Here is a 16112-nt window from a genome sequence, read left to right as displayed (position 1 = left end):
GTAAACAATTATATCAAGCAACAAATTGAAAAAGGTTTTTCAATGTATATCTACGATTTTAAATTTGATGACCTTTCTACCATTGCCTATAACCATTTGTTAAAACACTTAGATAAATACGAAATTAAGCCTCAATTTTATGTCATAAACTTCGATGACCCACGCAAGAGCCACCGTTGTAATCCAATCAATCCTCAATTTATGACAGATATATCCGATGCGTACGAGAGTGCTTATACGATTATGCTCAACCTAAACCGAACTTGGATACAGAAGCAAGGGGATTTCTTTGTGGAATCGCCCATCATTTTATTAGCGGCTATCATTTGGTTTTTGAAAATCTATGAGAATGGTAAGTATTGTACTTTCCCACACGCCATTGAATTACTAAATAAGCCCTATGCGGACATCTTTACGATTTTAACTTCCTATACCGAATTAGAAAACTATTTATCGCCCTTTATGGACGCTTGGCAAGGCGGAGCCCAAGACCAATTACAAGGACAGATAGCGAGTGCAAAAATCCCTTTATCAAGAATGATTTCACCACAGTTGTATTGGGTGATGACGGGCGATGACTTTTCTTTGGATATTAACAACCCCAAAGAGCCTAAAATTCTTTGTGTAGGGAATAATCCCGATAGGCAAAATATTTATTCGGCAGCCTTGGGGCTTTATAACTCTCGTATTGTAAAACTCATCAACAAAAAAGGACAGTTAAAGTCGTCTGTGATTATTGATGAGCTCCCAACGATTTATTTTCGTGGACTGGATAATTTGATTGCCACAGCAAGGAGTAACAAAGTAGCGGTCTGTTTAGGTTTTCAAGATTTTTCACAACTAACAAGGGATTATGGCGATAAAGAAAGTAAGGTAATTCAAAATACAGTGGGAAATATTTTCAGTGGGCAGGTTGTAGGTGAAACAGCGAAAACCTTGTCCGAGCGTTTCGGTAAAGTTTTACAAAAACGCCAAAGTATGACCATTAACCGAAGTGATAAATCGACTTCGATTAGTACACAAATGGATAGTTTGATACCACCGAGTAAAATATCGAACCTTACACAAGGAATGTTTGTGGGTTCAGTATCGGATAACTTCGACCAGCGTATCGACCAAAAGATATTCCACGCTCAAATTGTGGTAGATAATGAGAAGGTCGCCAAAGAAACTAAAGCCTACAAAAAAATACCTAACATTTTATCCTTTAGTGATGAAGAAATGAAACAACAAGTAGAGGCGAATTACAAGCAAATCAAAGCCGATATTGTAACCCTTGTAGAAAGTGAAATGGAGAGAATTGCTAATGACCCAGATTTACAACATTTAATTGATAATGAGCAATAAACAAATGTGTTTTGTGTAATTTAATATTATCATCACTACTATTTTTATTTAAACCATTTTTAAATTTATACTTTACCTAAATTTTCTTTAAAAAAATCATAAAAAAGATTTTCTCATTCAAATTTATTTTATTTCCTTTGTTGGAGAATAAGTATAAAAATAAGATGTATAGATTGTTTTTTTTATTACTCGTTGTAATATCTGGTGGCATCAATGTTTACGCCCAGCAATATCAAATTAAAGGAAAGGTAATTGGAAACTCATCAAATAAGCCAGTTGAGTTTGTAAATGCAATGTTGATGAAGAAAGATAGTGTTTATAGTGGTGCTGTAACGGATAGTTTAGGGGGATTTATAATAACAGCTCCAAAAGGAGACTACACGCTAAAATTGGAGCAATTTAGTCAAGTTTTCTTAAGTAAAGACATATCACTTTATAAAGATTTAGATTTAGGAATATTACCGATAGAGCAATTTATAACTTTGTCGGAAATTGTGATTGAGGCGTCATCAAAAAAGCAGTATTCAGATAGGGCAATTTATTCTTTTGATAAAGAAACCTTAGAAAAAGCCCGTTATGCAAAAGATTTATTGGTTTCATTGCCTGAATTACAGTTAGATCCCATATCTCAAGCAGTAAATAGCACTAGAGGGGGGAAAGTTTTATTTCTTGTTAATGGAATAGAAGCAACAGATAATCAAATTAAAAGTATCGCTCCTACTCATGTGAAAAGAGTAATATATTACGACATCCCTCCTACACGATGGGCAAATAGAGCAAATATAGTGGTTAATATTATCACACAAAATCCCGAGGTAGGATATTCCTATGGAGCAGAGGTGTTCTCAGCCTTTACCACAGGTTTTGTAAATGGTTTTGCTTATGCAGATTATACCAAAGGAAATAATAGTTTTGGTTTGGAATATAAGATAAATGTAAGAAACTATAATAATCGTCAGAATGAAAACACTTATACCTACCAATTAAATAATAAAAAATATCATATTCTTAATCACCAAAAGGATCACTTTGGCTATACTAATCAAGATATAGCACTTCGTTATACACGAGCGATTCCTGATGATTATACTTTTCAAATAAAATTTACAATTACGCCTTTTAGTAATTTTTTAGATGGGGAAGGTAAGAGCCTTTTTCAAGAGGGTAATACTAAAACAAATCATCAATCTATACAAGAAGGAAACTCTAAATATACTAATCCAACTTTAGATATCTATTATTCTAAGAATCTCGGAGAGAAAGATGAGTTAATTTTTAATATTATTGGTTCTCATTATAAAACTCAATCAACTCGCCTCAAGCGTGAATGGAATATTGCAACAAATACAAATGTATTTAATGACAATATGAATTTAGAAACTACACAAACAGGTATTGTGGGGGAGATTGCTCACACACATAAGTTTGAAAAAGGACAACTAAATTCAGGTTACCTTATACAAAACACAGCTATTTCCAATAACTTAAAGAATCTTTTAGGAAATTCACAATATGATGTAAATTATTTAGAACAATATCTTTATACCGAATACTCTTCTAAATGGAAGAATTTGAATTATCGTTTGAGTATGGGATTAACGAATATAAATAATAAAAGTGCCGTTGAAACAACTAATTATTGGATACCTAATCCTAAAATAGTTTTATCTTACTCTTTAATGAAAAATCATACACTAAGGCTTTATTCTCAATACAATACTAATAACCCTAGTGGAGCAGAATTAAGCCCTAATGTAATTCAAGTTGCACCTAATTTAGTGTCAAGCGGTAATCCCTATTTAAAACCTTCAAATAAATGGTCAAATGATTTAATTTATTCGTATTACAATAAGTATTTTGATATAAATATGTCTGCTTTTTATGAGTACACTAATAACCCAATCATTAGTTTATATACTTATAACTCTACACAAAATTATTATAATTTAAAAAGTGTAAATAGCAAACACTACAAAGAATACGGACTTAATTTTATTGGGAGAGTGAAACCATTTGGAAATAACTTATTATCTATAAAAGCCATTGTAGCTCCTATTTATCAGTCTATTTTATTATCTAACAATAATGAATTGAAAAATATGCGTTGGAGTAATATTTTTACTATTAATTCTGCATATAAGAATTTCAATCTCCAATATCAATTTAATATTCCTACGTACTCTTTGAAAGGATTGTTTTTATCTACTGATGAAAATAAAAGTCATTTATTTGTAGGGTATAAAAAAGATAGCTGGTATTTCTCAGCAGGAATGTATTGGATAGGAATGCCATCAAAATACGATACTAAAACAATAGAGGGAAGTTTAGTTAATTATACTTCTCATACAGAAATATTCAATAACAAAAATATGTTCGTCCTCGGGTTGAGTTATGATTTTTCAAGTGGTAAGAAACTACAAATGAAGAAAAAATTGAATAATCGTCCAACAGATGCCGTGACATTTTAATAAACTAGAATCACAAAGAGAGATTCAAATGGCGGAAACTGAAAAGCCAGCAATGAGTAAGTATAACAAAAAAACTGTTCGTATGAAAAATGAAAAATCATTTCAAGAAATTCTTCAGAAAATGGAAAATCTGAAGGAAACAGAGCAAGGAAAACTGAAAGGTGGTATTACAGTTATTAAGGGAGTTGCTACAGCTCTTGACAGAAATTCTGGTGATTGCCATAACCATGGTAATTGTTCAGGTGAAGAAAATACTGGAACTTGCCACAATTATCCAGAGACTATGAAGTGATAAGTGTTTTCCAAAGTATTAGTTATCTCTAATACTGAATAACTCCACAAGCAATGCTTGTGGAGTTTGTTTAAAACAAATAAATATTTATAAATGAAAAACAGTCAATTTAATACAAGTTTTTTTTATAATGAAAAGTGGGTTATTTATAATTCATTAAAAGATAATTTCATATTACTGGAGCCTTTATTGTATGAATTGTACCAAGCTGCTACTAATGAAAATAAACTAGACGATTTAACTAACTATCATGAAACCCTTTACGATACATTAGTTGATAAGGGTATGATTGTTGATGATTCAGTTGATGAATTACAGTTGGTAAAAGATTTAAGGGCTAAAGTTGATTTTAATAAAGAAACATTCCTTTTAACGATTAACCCTACAATGAATTGTAATTTTAAATGTTGGTATTGTTATGAGAGTCATATAAAAAATTCTAGGCTAAATGATGTAAACTTAAAAAAAATACAATCTTTTATAGACAATAAAGTCAAGAATAAAGAGTTAAAATATTTTAGGCTTTCATGGTTTGGAGGAGAACCATTGTTATATTATGACAAAAATGTATTTCCTATAATTGAGTATGCTTATAATAGATGTATTGAGAATAATGTTTCTTTTTCATGTTCTTTTACCACAAATGGCTACTTAATTAACGATAAAATGATTCAAGATTTTAAAAAATATGGTGTAAAAGGTTTTCAAATAACACTAGATGGAAATGAGGAAGAACATAATAAAGTTAGATATGTTAGCAAAAGTAGAGGCTCTTATAGGGAAATAATTAATAATATATTTAAATTATGCAGAAATAATTTCCATGTATCTTTAAGAATAAATTACACTAAAGACAAATTAGATACAGTTAAAGATATCTACAATGATGTGTTAGCTTTGGAAAAGAGTTATCGTAAAAACATGAAAGTTGATTTTCAAAGAGTTTGGCAAACAGAGGATACATTTGAAAGCAGACAAAAGGTTATTGAGTTAATGAATTTATTCTCGACAAAAGGGTTTAGGGTAAGTTCCGTTATTAGTAATGTTGATAGCGTTAGGAATTCATGCTATGCAGATAAAAGTAATCAGGCAACAATTAACTATGACGGAAATGTTTTCAAGTGTACTGCCAGGAATTTTGATAAGCAAAACAGAGAAGGTGTTTTAACTGAAGAAGGACAAATTAGATGGAATGATAAATATTACAATAGATTAAATGCTAAATTTAAAAACACCCCTTGTTTAACATGTAGATTATTACCTATTTGTAATGGAGGATGTAGTCAGCAAGCATTGGAACATACTGACGATTATTGTATGTATGATTTTGATGAAAATCGAAAAACTGAAGTTGTAAAAAATAAATTTTTATTACTCCTCAATAATTTTGAATAAAAATTCCTTTGTCCCCCAAAAAGACCAGATGGATTGTGGTCCAGCCTGCCTTGCTATGATAGCAAGATATTACGGCAAGAAATACCCAGTAGAATATCTCAGAGAAAAAGCATTTATAACTCGTGAGGGAGTATCTCTATTAGGAATTAGTGAAGCTGAAAAAAAAATAGGATTTTGAAGCGCAATCTATAAAAATTGATGTACAAGACCTTATAGAACAAAGAGAATAGTTTCTTTACGTATACAATTCCAGAATTGTAAAACTCATCAATAAAAAGGGACAGTTAAAGTCGTCTGTAATCATTGATGAGTTACCTACGATTTATTTTCGTGGACTGGATAACTTGATTGCTACAGCAAGGAGTAACAAAGTGGCGGTGTGTTTAGGTTTTCAAGATTTTTCACAACTAACAAGGGATTATGGCGATAAAGAAAGTAAGGTAATTCAAAATACAGTGGGCAATATTTTCAGTGGGCAGGTTGTGGGTAAAACAGCAAAAACCTTGTCCGAGCGTTTCGATAAAGTCTTACAAAAACGCCAAAGTATGACCATCAACCGAAGTGATAAATCGACTTCGATTAGTACACAAATGGATAGTTTGATACCACCGAGTAAAATATCGAACCTTACACAAGGAATGTTTGTGGGTTCAGTATCGGATAACTTCGACCAGCGTATCGACCAAAAGATATTCCACGCTCAAATTGTGGTAGATAATGAAAAGGTAGCCAAAGAAACTAAAGCCTACAAAAAAAATACCTAACATTTTATCCTTTAGTGATGAATAAATGAAACAACAAGTAGAGGCGAATTACAAGCAAATCAAAGCCGATATTGTAACCCTTGTAGAAAGTGAAATGGATAGAATTGCTAATGACCCGGATTTACAACATTTAGTTGATAATGGGTAATAAACAAATGAGTTTTTGTGTAATTTAATATTATCATCACTACTATTTTTATTTAAACCATTCTTAAATTTATGCTTTACCTAAATTTTCTTTAAAAAATCATAAAAAAAATTTGCTCACTCAAATTTATTTTATTTCCTTTGTTGGAGAATAAATGTAAAAAAGAAGATGTACAGACTGGGTTATTTATTATTTATTATGGTTTTAGGAGGTGTTAATATTTACGCCCAGCAATATCAAATTAAAGGAAAGGTAATTGGAAACTCATCAAATAAACCGATTGAGTTTGTAAATGCAGTATTGATGAAGAAAGATAGTGTTTATAGTGGTGTTGTAACGGATAGTTTAGGGGTATTTATAATAACAGTTCCAAAAGGAGACTACACGCTAAAACTAGAGTATTTTGGGGCAGCTTTTACAAAAAAAGGAATGAATATTTCAAATGATGTGGATTTAGGGATATTAAAAATGGAAGAGAGTACTGAATTGCAGGAAGTTGTTATCAATGTGAAAAGAAAAATAATTAAGCAAGTAGGAGATAAACTTCAATTTGATGTAGAAAATTCTCCTTTTGCTAAAGGAAACTCTGCGGGAGAGTTACTCTCAAAAACGCCAAAAATTATGTCTGATGGAAGTAGTGGGTTTAAAGTGAAAAATAAAGCGGCTTTAGTGCTAATTAATGGACGTAAAATGAATCTTTCTCCCGAGGATTTACAAGCGTACCTGTCTACCATCAATTCTGAAAACATAAAGCGTATTGAGGTTCAAGAAACAGCAGATGCCACTCAAGATGGTTCAATCAAGAATGGAGTGATTAACATTGTTTTGAAAAATAATCCTAAAGGCTTACGTTTGGTTTCTAAGCAATATATGAAATATTATACGAAAGAAAACCAACACCATGTATCGGGCTGGAATGCTCAATATGGCTCAGAAAAATTATATATGTACACCAATTTGAATTTTCAAAAAGAAACAAACGGGGGTGCTTCCTTTACACATTTCTTTCATAATGATGGAACGAAACAATTTTCTGATGGCACCTTTGAGAATAATCAAAAATATTTTAACTCGCAAATCGGTGCTGTTTATTACATCAATCCTAAAAATGAATTAGGTATTTCACTTACTTATAATCAATGGAAAAATGATTATGATGAACCTGGGGAATTTACAGTTACTAAACCCAATCAAATGCAGATAGTTTCTGATGGATTGAGTTTAACAAGAATGTTGGTTAAAAATAGATTTGCACAATTTAATTACACCTTAAAACTAGATGAAAAAGGAAGCGATTTACGTGTTTTATCAGATATGGGGGAGAACTATTTTAGTAACTCTTCTCAAGTTGATACTCGTTATCCAAACATTCCTGCAAAAGACAATCATATACAAACTAATGGACTTTCTAAATCCCGATATCTCAGTAGTCAGGTAGACTACAATCAAACATTTGACGATGGTTTGGGACTGCTTATTGGGGCAAAATTTAATACCATTTTTAGAGATAATGAGCAAAAAAACTTTATCCTCGAAAATCAAAAGTGGAATCCTCAAAAAGATAAAAATCAGGACTTTACAAGTAATGAAAAGATTTATGCCACGTATGCTAGTGGTAGCAAACAATGGGGAAATAATTTCTTAAAATTAGGTTTAAGAATGGAATATACCAATATGAATGGCAACGATAATATCACAGGAAAAGGTGTTGGAAAACGCTATACTGATTGGTTTCCAAGTTTTTACTACAAATACGATTTTAATAAAAATATTTCGGCAAATGTAAATTATAGACGAAGCATAAGTCGTCCAAGTTTTAGTGATTTAACACCATATATCTTTAAAACAAATGATTTTCAATATTCAGAAGGTAACCCTGAATTAAAACCTTATTATACCAATAGCTATAAATTAGGATTTGATTACAAAAAATATTCATTGACATTTGGTTTCCAAAAAACGATAGATTACATTAGAGATATTTATATCACAAACTCTGATAAAATCAATATTGTGAAACCCGTAAACTCAGGAATGGAAGAATTATGGAGTGTCGATTATACCTATGCAGATAATTTAACAAAGTGGTTGTATATAAACTTGTCAGCCGGCATATTTAACGGCAAATATGATTTGCCAGAAGGAAGATTTCAGGGAACTAATTGGTATGAAAACATTTTTGCTAGAGTAAAATTACCAAATGATTGGAGTATAGAAGCTGAACATCGTTTTCAGAGCAATGAAACCTCATTCAATAATCGTAGTAGATACAATACTTCTACAGATTTTTCGATTCGCAAAACTTTGCTAAATAATTCTTTGCTTTTATTCTTCCGAGTACAAGATGTATTCAATTCTAAAAGAACAGATTTAGTGAGTTATTATCCTGACTTTTATTATCAATTCTATATGAAACCTACCACAAGAAATTTTACTTTGTTGATACAATATACTTTCGATAACAAAAACAAAATAAAAAAACAAAGTATAGAAAGTTCTGACGAGGTTAGAGGAAGGTTATAAGCTTTTTTATGAAAAAGACCATGAGGAGTTAATGTCTTAAAACTTATAACTCATATTTATTAACTTAAAAATTTTGAAATATGAAAAATTCAAAATTTGATGCGAAGCGTTTTCTTAATGCGAAAACGTTAAACCCTCTAGAAGAAAATACCATCAGAGGGGGAGTAGCAGAAGACAATGTCAAAGTTAGAGTGACTGTGACAGTCAAAGAAACAGTAACTGAGACAGAATCAGGAAGTGGTTGCGGCTGCTAAAATCGCTGTAATAGAGCAAATCATAAAGATTTGCTCTATTACTCTTTTCTTTATGGTTTAATAAAAAAAATATAAATATGACTTTTAGTAAAGAATGGTGGAATGATTTTTTAAATATCAATGACTCTTTCAAAAAGACTTGTGTAATAGAAAATGTCTTAAGTAAGGAAGATTTGTTCCATTTCAATAAAGCAGTACAAAACGCACTAATTAATAAATTGAAATCTGGTGAAAAAGGTGGCTTCAGACTATATTTTCCAGAAGAAAACGTTAGTAAGGTTAATATAGAGTTTAGAGACAAAATGTTTGAAAATCCTATTTCAGAAGATGAATCAATAGAAGCCTACTGCAATAGATTATTTAAACAAAAGTTTGGTATTATATTCAATGCTTCTGAAAGATATTCTTCATATATCTCGGAAAAATTGATAAAAATAACAAAACCTCTTACTGAAGCGGTGGGGTTGCCTGTAGCAGGTATGCATGCTACCATTTTTATTGGCAATTATGGTTGGACTCCTTTGGGAATACATCAAGACCATCGAGGAGCTAATGTTATTCATTTTCATTTAGGTCCAGGTAGAAAAACAATGTATACTTGGGAGGAAAAAAAATATGATGAGTTAACAGGAACAAAACATAATAATCATGATATAGCACCATTGCTTAAGTATGCTGAGAAATTTGATTTTGGATCGAGGGATTTATATTTTATGCCTTGGAATCAGTTTCATATAGGTAAAAGTGACGATTTTTCAATTGGAATTACATTTTGGTTTAATAATCCTACCAAAATTACTTACTTAAATAACATATTTAATACTTTTTTCACTCAATATGTAGATGATAAAAATGAAGAAATTATCAATCCAAATCTGAATTATTTCAATAGCAATTCAAATTTTGAAGATTTTTTATCAATAGTTAATCTCGGAGATAAAATATTAAACTTAAATTTTAAAGATTTTTTATTCATGTTGTACGACGAGTATAAAAAGGGACTCATAAGTAATTGTGGTTGGGAAGACTCTCCAATAACATATGAAAAATCTAAAGGTGAACTTATTGAAGATAGAGATTTATCGGGTAAGAAAATAAAACTTACATATCCTTTTAAAATTATTTCTGAAAAAGATGATGATAACTTTAGATTTTATGTTAGAGGATATAAAATGGAGATTAAATATCATATGGAGTTGTTAAATATTATTGAGAAATTAAATTCTTTTGAAACACAACTTGTTGATGAATTATTAGAAAATCTTTGTGATTCATGGCCTAAAGAAGCTGGATTATATTTTTTGTCAATGATTTATGACAAAAAAGGCATAAAAATAGTTGAGTAATATTCTAATGGCATTTTTTTTTCTTCCCCAAAAAGATTTGATGGATTGTGGGCCTGCGTGTCTTGCAATGATAACAAGACACTATGGTAAGATATATCCTATGGAATACCTCAGAGAGAAAGCATTTATTACTCGTGAAGGAGTATCCCTTTTGGGGATTAGTGAGGCAGCCAAAAAGATAGGATTTGAAACACAATCTGTTAAACTCAATATTCAAAGTCTTATAGAACAAAAAGAATTATTACCTTGTATATTGCATTGGAATCAAAATCATTTTGTTGTATTATTTGCTATTAAAAAATCTTTTTTTTCTAATAGAGTTGATTTTTACATTGCTGACCCCGCTTATGGCATCATAAAACTTTCAGAAAATAAATTTAAAAAATCATGGCTGTCAGAAGAGAATACAGGTGTAGCTATGTTTCTAAATCCTACAGAAGAGTTTGAAAAGAGAATTCCACCAAAACAAGAAAAGGTATCCATAAAATATCTACTAAGCTACCTAGCACCGTATCGAAAACAATTGAGTCTTATGTTCTTGCTTTTGTTGTTCGGGAGTGGTCTTACTCTTATTTTTCCATTTCTAACAGAAGCTCTTATTGACAAAGGAGTTAATGCCAAAGACTTAAATTTTATTTTTATAATTTTATTAGCTCAATTAGGCGTTTTCTTAGGCTCCATTACCATTGAAATTATTAGAAACTGGTTAATGCTTTATGTGGGTACGCATCTAAGTATAAAAATTATTTCAGATTTTCTCAAAAAGATGCTTCAGCTTTCTGTCAAGTTTTTTGATACCAAAACTATGGGGGATTTTAATCAACGGATTCAAGATAATGAAAGAATAGAAAGTTTTTTAACCTCACAAAGCCTAACAACTTTTTTTTCTATAATTACTTTTTCAGTTTTTTTTGGGGTGTTATGGTATTACGATATTAAAATACTTTTGGTTTATTTAGCACTAACAATATTGTCTGTGGGGTGGTCTTTCTTTTGGCTAAAAAAGAGAAAGATTTTAGATTATTATAGTTTTCAACAGCGTTCAGAAAATCAAGAGTCTATTTATGAAATGCTCAATGGAGTAACCGAAATGAAACTTAACCAATTTGAGGATTTTAAGAGAAAGGAATGGGAAAATATTCAAAAGAAATTATTTAAACTAAATATAAGAATACTTAAATTAAATCAAGTTCAACTATCGGGTTTTGAGTTTCTTAATCAACTGAAGAATATCCTAGTAACCTTTTTAGCAGCTAATTATGTAGTAAAAGGAGATATGACTTTAGGGATGTTACTTTCTATATCCTATATCATAGGTCAAATGAATTCTCCAGTTAATCAATTAGTTAATTTCTTCCGTTCTTTACAAGATGCAAAGTTAAGTTTGGAAAGACTTAATGAGGTTCAGAATAAGCCAAATGAAGAGCAAATAATTCCAAAAGGTCTAAGCAGGCTAAAGAATATTGATTTTGGAACCTCAAAAAAGTGTATTCAGCTCAAAAAAGTAAGCTTTCAGTATGAAGGACCTAGATCACCATTTGTATTGAGAGATATAAACTTAGTTATCCCTGAAGGAAAAATTACAGCAATTGTTGGGGCAAGTGGAAGCGGTAAAACATCACTCATAAAATTATTGCTCCGATTTTATGAATCTGTATCGGGCAGTATAGAATATAACGGAACAAATATCTTAGAAATCTCTCCTCAAAATATCCGAGAAAATTGTGGTATCGTCATGCAAGACGGATATATTTTTTCTGACACTATAGAGCGAAATATAGCCACGGGAGATGAAAATATTGATTATGATAAGTTACAAAAAGCCATTAAAATAGCTAATATAGGAGATTTCATTGATTCGCTACCTCTAGGTTTAAAAACAAAAATAGGTGCTGCTGGAAATGGTATTTCAGGCGGGCAGAGACAGCGTATTCTAATTGCAAGAGCAGTGTATAAAAATCCACATTATATATTCTTTGATGAAGCAACTTCTGCTCTGGATGCTGAAAATGAGAAAATAATTCATGATAATTTACAATCTTTCTTTAGAGGAAAAACAGTAGTTATTATTGCTCATAGATTATCAACAGTAAAAAATGCTGATCAAATTGTAGTATTAGATAAAGGGGAGATTTCGGAACTAGGAACTCATCAAGAGCTTGTAGAAAAAAGAGGAAGTTATTACAATTTGGTTAGAAATCAATTAGAATTAGGTAGTTAAACCAACTACCTAATTCTATAAATGATTTCTTTTATTTGATAGAAATATTTACTTTTTTATTCACATATTCAAAAACATTCAGTGCTTTATCCAGTTGTTCCTTTGTGTGAGTGGCCATTATACTCATTCTTATTCGAGAATTTTTAGCAGATACTGCTGGATAAGTTATTGGATTAGTATAAATTTTATTTTCTAATAAAATTTTACTTGCTTGGAATGTTTTTTCAGTATCCCCAGTTTTCACAGGAATAATAGCAGATTCTGTAGTACCCAAATCAAACCCTAATGCTTGCAACCCTGATTTGTAATAGTTTATATTCTCCCATAGTTTCTGCTGCCAAAAAGGTTCTTCGTCTATAAGTTCAATTGCTTTAGATACTCCTAAAACTGCGGGAGTAGCGGATGCTGAAAAAGCATATTGTCTTGATTGATAGCTTAAATAGGAAATTAAACTAGGGTCAGCAACAATATATCCACCAACATTACCAAATGTTTTGCTAAAAGTACCTGTGATAATATCAACATCATTTAAAACATCAAAGTATTCCATAGCTCCCCTTCCTGTTTTTCCTATTACTCCTATACCATGTGCATCATCAACCATTAGAACAGCATTATATTGTTTACAAAGACTAACCATATCTTTTAAGGGGGCTATATCTCCATCTTGTGAATAAACTCCATCAACAATTACCATTTTAGTTCTATATTTATCTTTCACTCCTTTCAGTATCCTTTCGAGATGATCTAAATCATTATGTAGAAATCGTTTTACTGTAGTTCCCATAATTCCTTCATACACACTAGAATGTACTGCCATATCTACAATAGCAATATCTTCTTTTTTAAGTAGACTAAGAAGAGACGCACTATTGGCTGTATACTCTGTAGTATAGATTAAGGTAGAGCCCTGAGGTTTTCCGAAAAAACGGGAAATTTTATCTTCAACCTCTTTGTGAAAATTAAAATAACCTCCAATTAGAGGAGAAGCACCTGCACCAGTACCATATTTATTAATCGCGTTAATGACGGTTTCTTTCACTTTAGGATGTTGTGTGAAACCTAGGTAATCATTGCAAACAAAGCTTACATAGTTACCTTCTGATAATTGCTTTTGTTTTGCCAATTTAATTTCTGAGTTACACCCTGAAGTTGCAAGAATTTTATAATTCAAGACTCCTCTGTCATCTAAGAATTTTAGGTACTCATTATTCAATTTAGCTCGTTCGAAAATGTTTAAATCTTCCACATTTTCAAAATCTTTCAAAGTTTTTTTAGTAAAATCCATACGACTTCTTTTGTTTTTAATTGTTAAAATATGTATAAAGATAAGAAATATCCTTAAATAAGGATAAAATTAAATAAATGTTTAAATATAATTGTCATTTAAAGCAAAAAATACTACCTTTGGAGGGAAAATTTATATATTAGTAGTTTATATGAGTGAAGGAAAAAAAAGAAAAAGATATTCTGGATCTATTAGAGATAAAGCAAGAACTCAAAAAAACCTTATTGAAGCCGTTGGTAAAGTACTAGAAAGTCAGGGGTATGCAGGTTTAAAAAATGCTAAGAATATTGCAGATGCTGCTGGAGTTGATAAAAGACTTATATGGACTTATTTTAATGGAGTGGAGAACTTAGTAGAAGAATATGTTAAAAAAAATGAGTTTTGGCAAAGTGGTTTAACTAATAATACTTTCAATAATTTAATCACGAAAGAAGAGGATTTAGATGAGGATAAAGCTTTTTTTCTACTCAAAAATCATTTTGAGAAATTCAGAGATGATACGGCTCTACAAAAAATAATCACTTGGGAAATTAGTGAAGAAAATGAGATGTTAAGAAAGGTAGCCGACCGTAGAGAGCAGCTTGGTGAACAGCTATTTTCTTTAATAGACGAAAAATTTGCTAAATCTAATGTAGATATTAGAGGTGTTGTTGCTTTATTATTAGGAGGAACATATTATCTTAATCTACACGCTAAAGCTAATGGTAGTTTATTTTGTGGTATTGACTTGAATACAGAGGAAGGAAAAAATTCAATCTTAAATGCTATCGAATTCATTATAAATTCTTCTTTTGATAAATTAGAGAAATAAGAAATGTTTGCTAAAAAGATTAAGAAAAAGCCTTTTGTGATTCACAAAAGGCTTTTTTAGGTTGTTAATTTATTGAATGTAAACTTTATCCAGCATCTTTATTTTTTTACTTTTATTTTGTTAGTATATAAGAAAATCCAACACCAACTTCAGGATAAAAAGCTGAATTTCTTGTATTAAAGTCATTTACCCATCCGACTCCCAAATGAAGATTGAATAAAAAGTTCTTATTAAGACTTCTTTGTAACCCCCAAATTCCTGCAATACTTAAATTATTTCCACTGTAGAGGTCATTTTTTTTATTTAGTGATTTTAATTGATAATTTGTTTTGATCCCTAAAAAAGAAGCACTATTGTATAAGGTGTTTTTTCCTAAATTTTTCCGTTTATTGTAACTATACAAATAGCGAAGTTCAGATGAGAAAAATATAGCGGATCTTAAATAATCTAAAATAACCTCGCTTTTTTCAATTCTAGCACTAGCACCAATTCCTAATTTAGAATCCAAAACAAATGAATTTGCTACAGGAGCCTGGTAGTCAAAAGATATTGATCTTATACCAAGGCTAATTTTACTAATAGAAGCCAAATTACTTTCCTCTTGTGCCAGAACAAATGTGCAAGAAAGGCAAAAGGAAATAATATATATGAATTTTTTAAGCATAATTATTTTCATTAAAATTAAATAAAACTTATTTTTAATCCCTTTTTACCGCAAATGAGGAACCGCCCCATTTACCTTCATATTAGGAATCTTTTCCTTTACATAGCCTTTTAACTGATCTCTGCTACTAAACGATAAGGCATTATTTACTTTATCAAAAGTAACCTCTCTCTCTGATCCAAATGAATTATCATTTGAATTTAACATATCATCTTGCCTACACGCTGTAACGACAAGAGATGCAACAGCGATATACGCTATTGACTTTCGAAAATTTAAAATTCTGTACATATTAAAATTTATTAAAAATGAACAGGCAAATTTAATCCTTATTTAGAGATAAAAAAAAGATATATATCTTTTTTTTACAGTATGGTATTTTAATAACCTGTATATAAAGTTTTTAATTAAATTATATAAGTGTTAAATTATCTTTATTGAAGGATTTATTTCAATTATTAAGCAGTTAATGTTTTTGTTTTTTTACATTTTAAACTTTCTACTCGATGGAGTTACTTCATTTTTTAAAGACTGAGTGTTTTCTCCTTCAGTTTCTGATACCTCTTGAGATTTTTCATTCATAGTATTTTC

At 30.5% G+C, this 16112-nt stretch carries 13 protein-coding genes and 1 pseudogene; 11 read left to right on the top strand and 3 right to left on the bottom strand.

Translation table 11 applies throughout. From position 1 onward, the window contains the following. The 10 genes and pseudogenes from VQ048_RS10965 to VQ048_RS10920 form a co-directional block, all read left to right on the top strand. Window positions 1–1347, top strand: a 1347-nt coding sequence (locus VQ048_RS10965; RefSeq protein WP_327611725.1) for a TraM recognition domain-containing protein, incomplete at its 5' end; no start/stop codon positions are given. 164 nt (window positions 1348–1511) lie between these two features. After that, entirely contained in the window at window positions 1512–3815 is a 2304-nt protein-coding gene (locus VQ048_RS10960; protein WP_327611724.1) for an outer membrane beta-barrel protein, read from the top strand. Window positions 3816–3843: 28 nt separating this feature from the next. Continuing rightward, on the top strand, window positions 3844–4107 hold the full coding sequence (locus tag VQ048_RS10955; RefSeq protein WP_327611723.1) for a hypothetical protein: 264 nt from the start codon (window positions 3844–3846) through the stop codon (window positions 4105–4107). Window positions 4108–4200: 93 nt separating this feature from the next. Next, complete coding sequence (locus VQ048_RS10950; RefSeq protein ID WP_327611722.1) at window positions 4201–5502, top strand: radical SAM/SPASM domain-containing protein; 1302 nt, start codon at window positions 4201–4203, stop codon at window positions 5500–5502. Beyond that, a complete protein-coding gene (locus tag VQ048_RS10945) occupies window positions 5495–5680 on the top strand; it encodes a cysteine peptidase family C39 domain-containing protein (protein WP_327611721.1) in 186 nt (61 codons plus the stop codon). Before VQ048_RS10950 ends, VQ048_RS10945 begins: the two co-directional genes overlap by 8 nt. 55 nt (window positions 5681–5735) lie before the next feature. Further along, window positions 5736–6414, top strand: a pseudogene (locus VQ048_RS10940) (TraM recognition domain-containing protein); the annotation flags it as partial. Between the two features lie 168 nt (window positions 6415–6582). Continuing rightward, window positions 6583–8937: a TonB-dependent receptor gene (locus VQ048_RS10935; RefSeq protein ID WP_327611720.1), complete on the top strand. Its 2355-nt coding sequence runs from the start codon at window positions 6583–6585 to the stop codon at window positions 8935–8937. 80 nt (window positions 8938–9017) lie between these two features. Then, window positions 9018–9191, top strand: coding sequence for a hypothetical protein (locus tag VQ048_RS10930; protein WP_327611719.1), 174 nt, complete (start codon window positions 9018–9020; stop codon window positions 9189–9191). 77 nt (window positions 9192–9268) lie between these two features. Beyond that, window positions 9269–10537: a hypothetical protein gene (locus tag VQ048_RS10925; protein ID WP_327611718.1), complete on the top strand. Its 1269-nt coding sequence runs from the start codon at window positions 9269–9271 to the stop codon at window positions 10535–10537. 40 nt (window positions 10538–10577) lie between these two features. Then, complete coding sequence (locus tag VQ048_RS10920; protein ID WP_423154383.1) at window positions 10578–12758, top strand: peptidase domain-containing ABC transporter; 2181 nt, start codon at window positions 10578–10580, stop codon at window positions 12756–12758. A gap of 31 nt (window positions 12759–12789) precedes the next feature. Here the strand turns inward: VQ048_RS10920 and VQ048_RS10915 are convergent, their stop codons facing one another. Next, window positions 12790–14046, bottom strand: coding sequence for an aminotransferase class I/II-fold pyridoxal phosphate-dependent enzyme (locus tag VQ048_RS10915; RefSeq protein WP_327611717.1), 1257 nt, complete (start codon window positions 14044–14046; stop codon window positions 12790–12792). 91 nt (window positions 14047–14137) lie between these two features. Here VQ048_RS10915 and VQ048_RS10910 point away from each other — a divergent pair, with 91 nt between their 5' ends. Then, window positions 14138–14857, top strand: a complete 720-nt coding sequence (locus VQ048_RS10910) for a TetR/AcrR family transcriptional regulator (protein WP_327611716.1) — start codon at window positions 14138–14140, stop codon at window positions 14855–14857. A 112-nt stretch (window positions 14858–14969) separates the two neighbouring features. On the opposite strand, the gene VQ048_RS10905 is transcribed toward VQ048_RS10910, so the two are convergent. Then, complete coding sequence (locus VQ048_RS10905) at window positions 14970–15533, bottom strand: hypothetical protein (protein WP_327611715.1); 564 nt, start codon at window positions 15531–15533, stop codon at window positions 14970–14972. A gap of 33 nt (window positions 15534–15566) precedes the next feature. Next, window positions 15567–15812 carry a hypothetical protein gene (locus VQ048_RS10900; RefSeq protein ID WP_327611714.1) on the bottom strand — a complete coding sequence of 82 codons (246 nt, stop codon included), beginning with the start codon at window positions 15810–15812 and terminating at the stop codon, window positions 15567–15569. Between the last annotated feature and the right edge of the window lie 300 nt (window positions 15813–16112).

The sequence above is a fragment of the Bergeyella anatis genome, assembly GCF_036016955.1.
Classification (GTDB): Bacteria; Bacteroidota; Bacteroidia; order Flavobacteriales; family Weeksellaceae; genus JAYWXI01.
This window is presented reverse-complemented; position numbering and strand designations above follow the sequence as displayed.

Bases quoted from the DNA above. Each gene is read 5' to 3' on its own strand.
- VQ048_RS10960 (WP_327611724.1), top strand. From the start codon at position 1,512: ATGTATAGATTGTTTTTTTTATTACTCGTTGTAATATCTGGTGGCATC.
- VQ048_RS10955 (WP_327611723.1), top strand. From the start codon at position 3,844: ATGGCGGAAACTGAAAAGCCAGCAATGAGTAAGTATAACAAAAAAACT.
- VQ048_RS10950 (WP_327611722.1), top strand. From the start codon at position 4,201: ATGAAAAACAGTCAATTTAATACAAGTTTTTTTTATAATGAAAAGTGG.
- VQ048_RS10935 (WP_327611720.1), top strand. From the start codon at position 6,583: ATGTACAGACTGGGTTATTTATTATTTATTATGGTTTTAGGAGGTGTT.
- VQ048_RS10930 (WP_327611719.1), top strand. From the start codon at position 9,018: ATGAAAAATTCAAAATTTGATGCGAAGCGTTTTCTTAATGCGAAAACG.
- VQ048_RS10925 (WP_327611718.1), top strand. From the start codon at position 9,269: ATGACTTTTAGTAAAGAATGGTGGAATGATTTTTTAAATATCAATGAC.
- VQ048_RS10920 (WP_423154383.1), top strand. From the start codon at position 10,578: ATGGATTGTGGGCCTGCGTGTCTTGCAATGATAACAAGACACTATGGT.
- VQ048_RS10915 (WP_327611717.1), bottom strand. From the start codon at position 14,046: ATGGATTTTACTAAAAAAACTTTGAAAGATTTTGAAAATGTGGAAGAT.
- VQ048_RS10905 (WP_327611715.1), bottom strand. From the start codon at position 15,533: ATGAAAATAATTATGCTTAAAAAATTCATATATATTATTTCCTTTTGC.
- VQ048_RS10900 (WP_327611714.1), bottom strand. From the start codon at position 15,812: ATGTACAGAATTTTAAATTTTCGAAAGTCAATAGCGTATATCGCTGTT.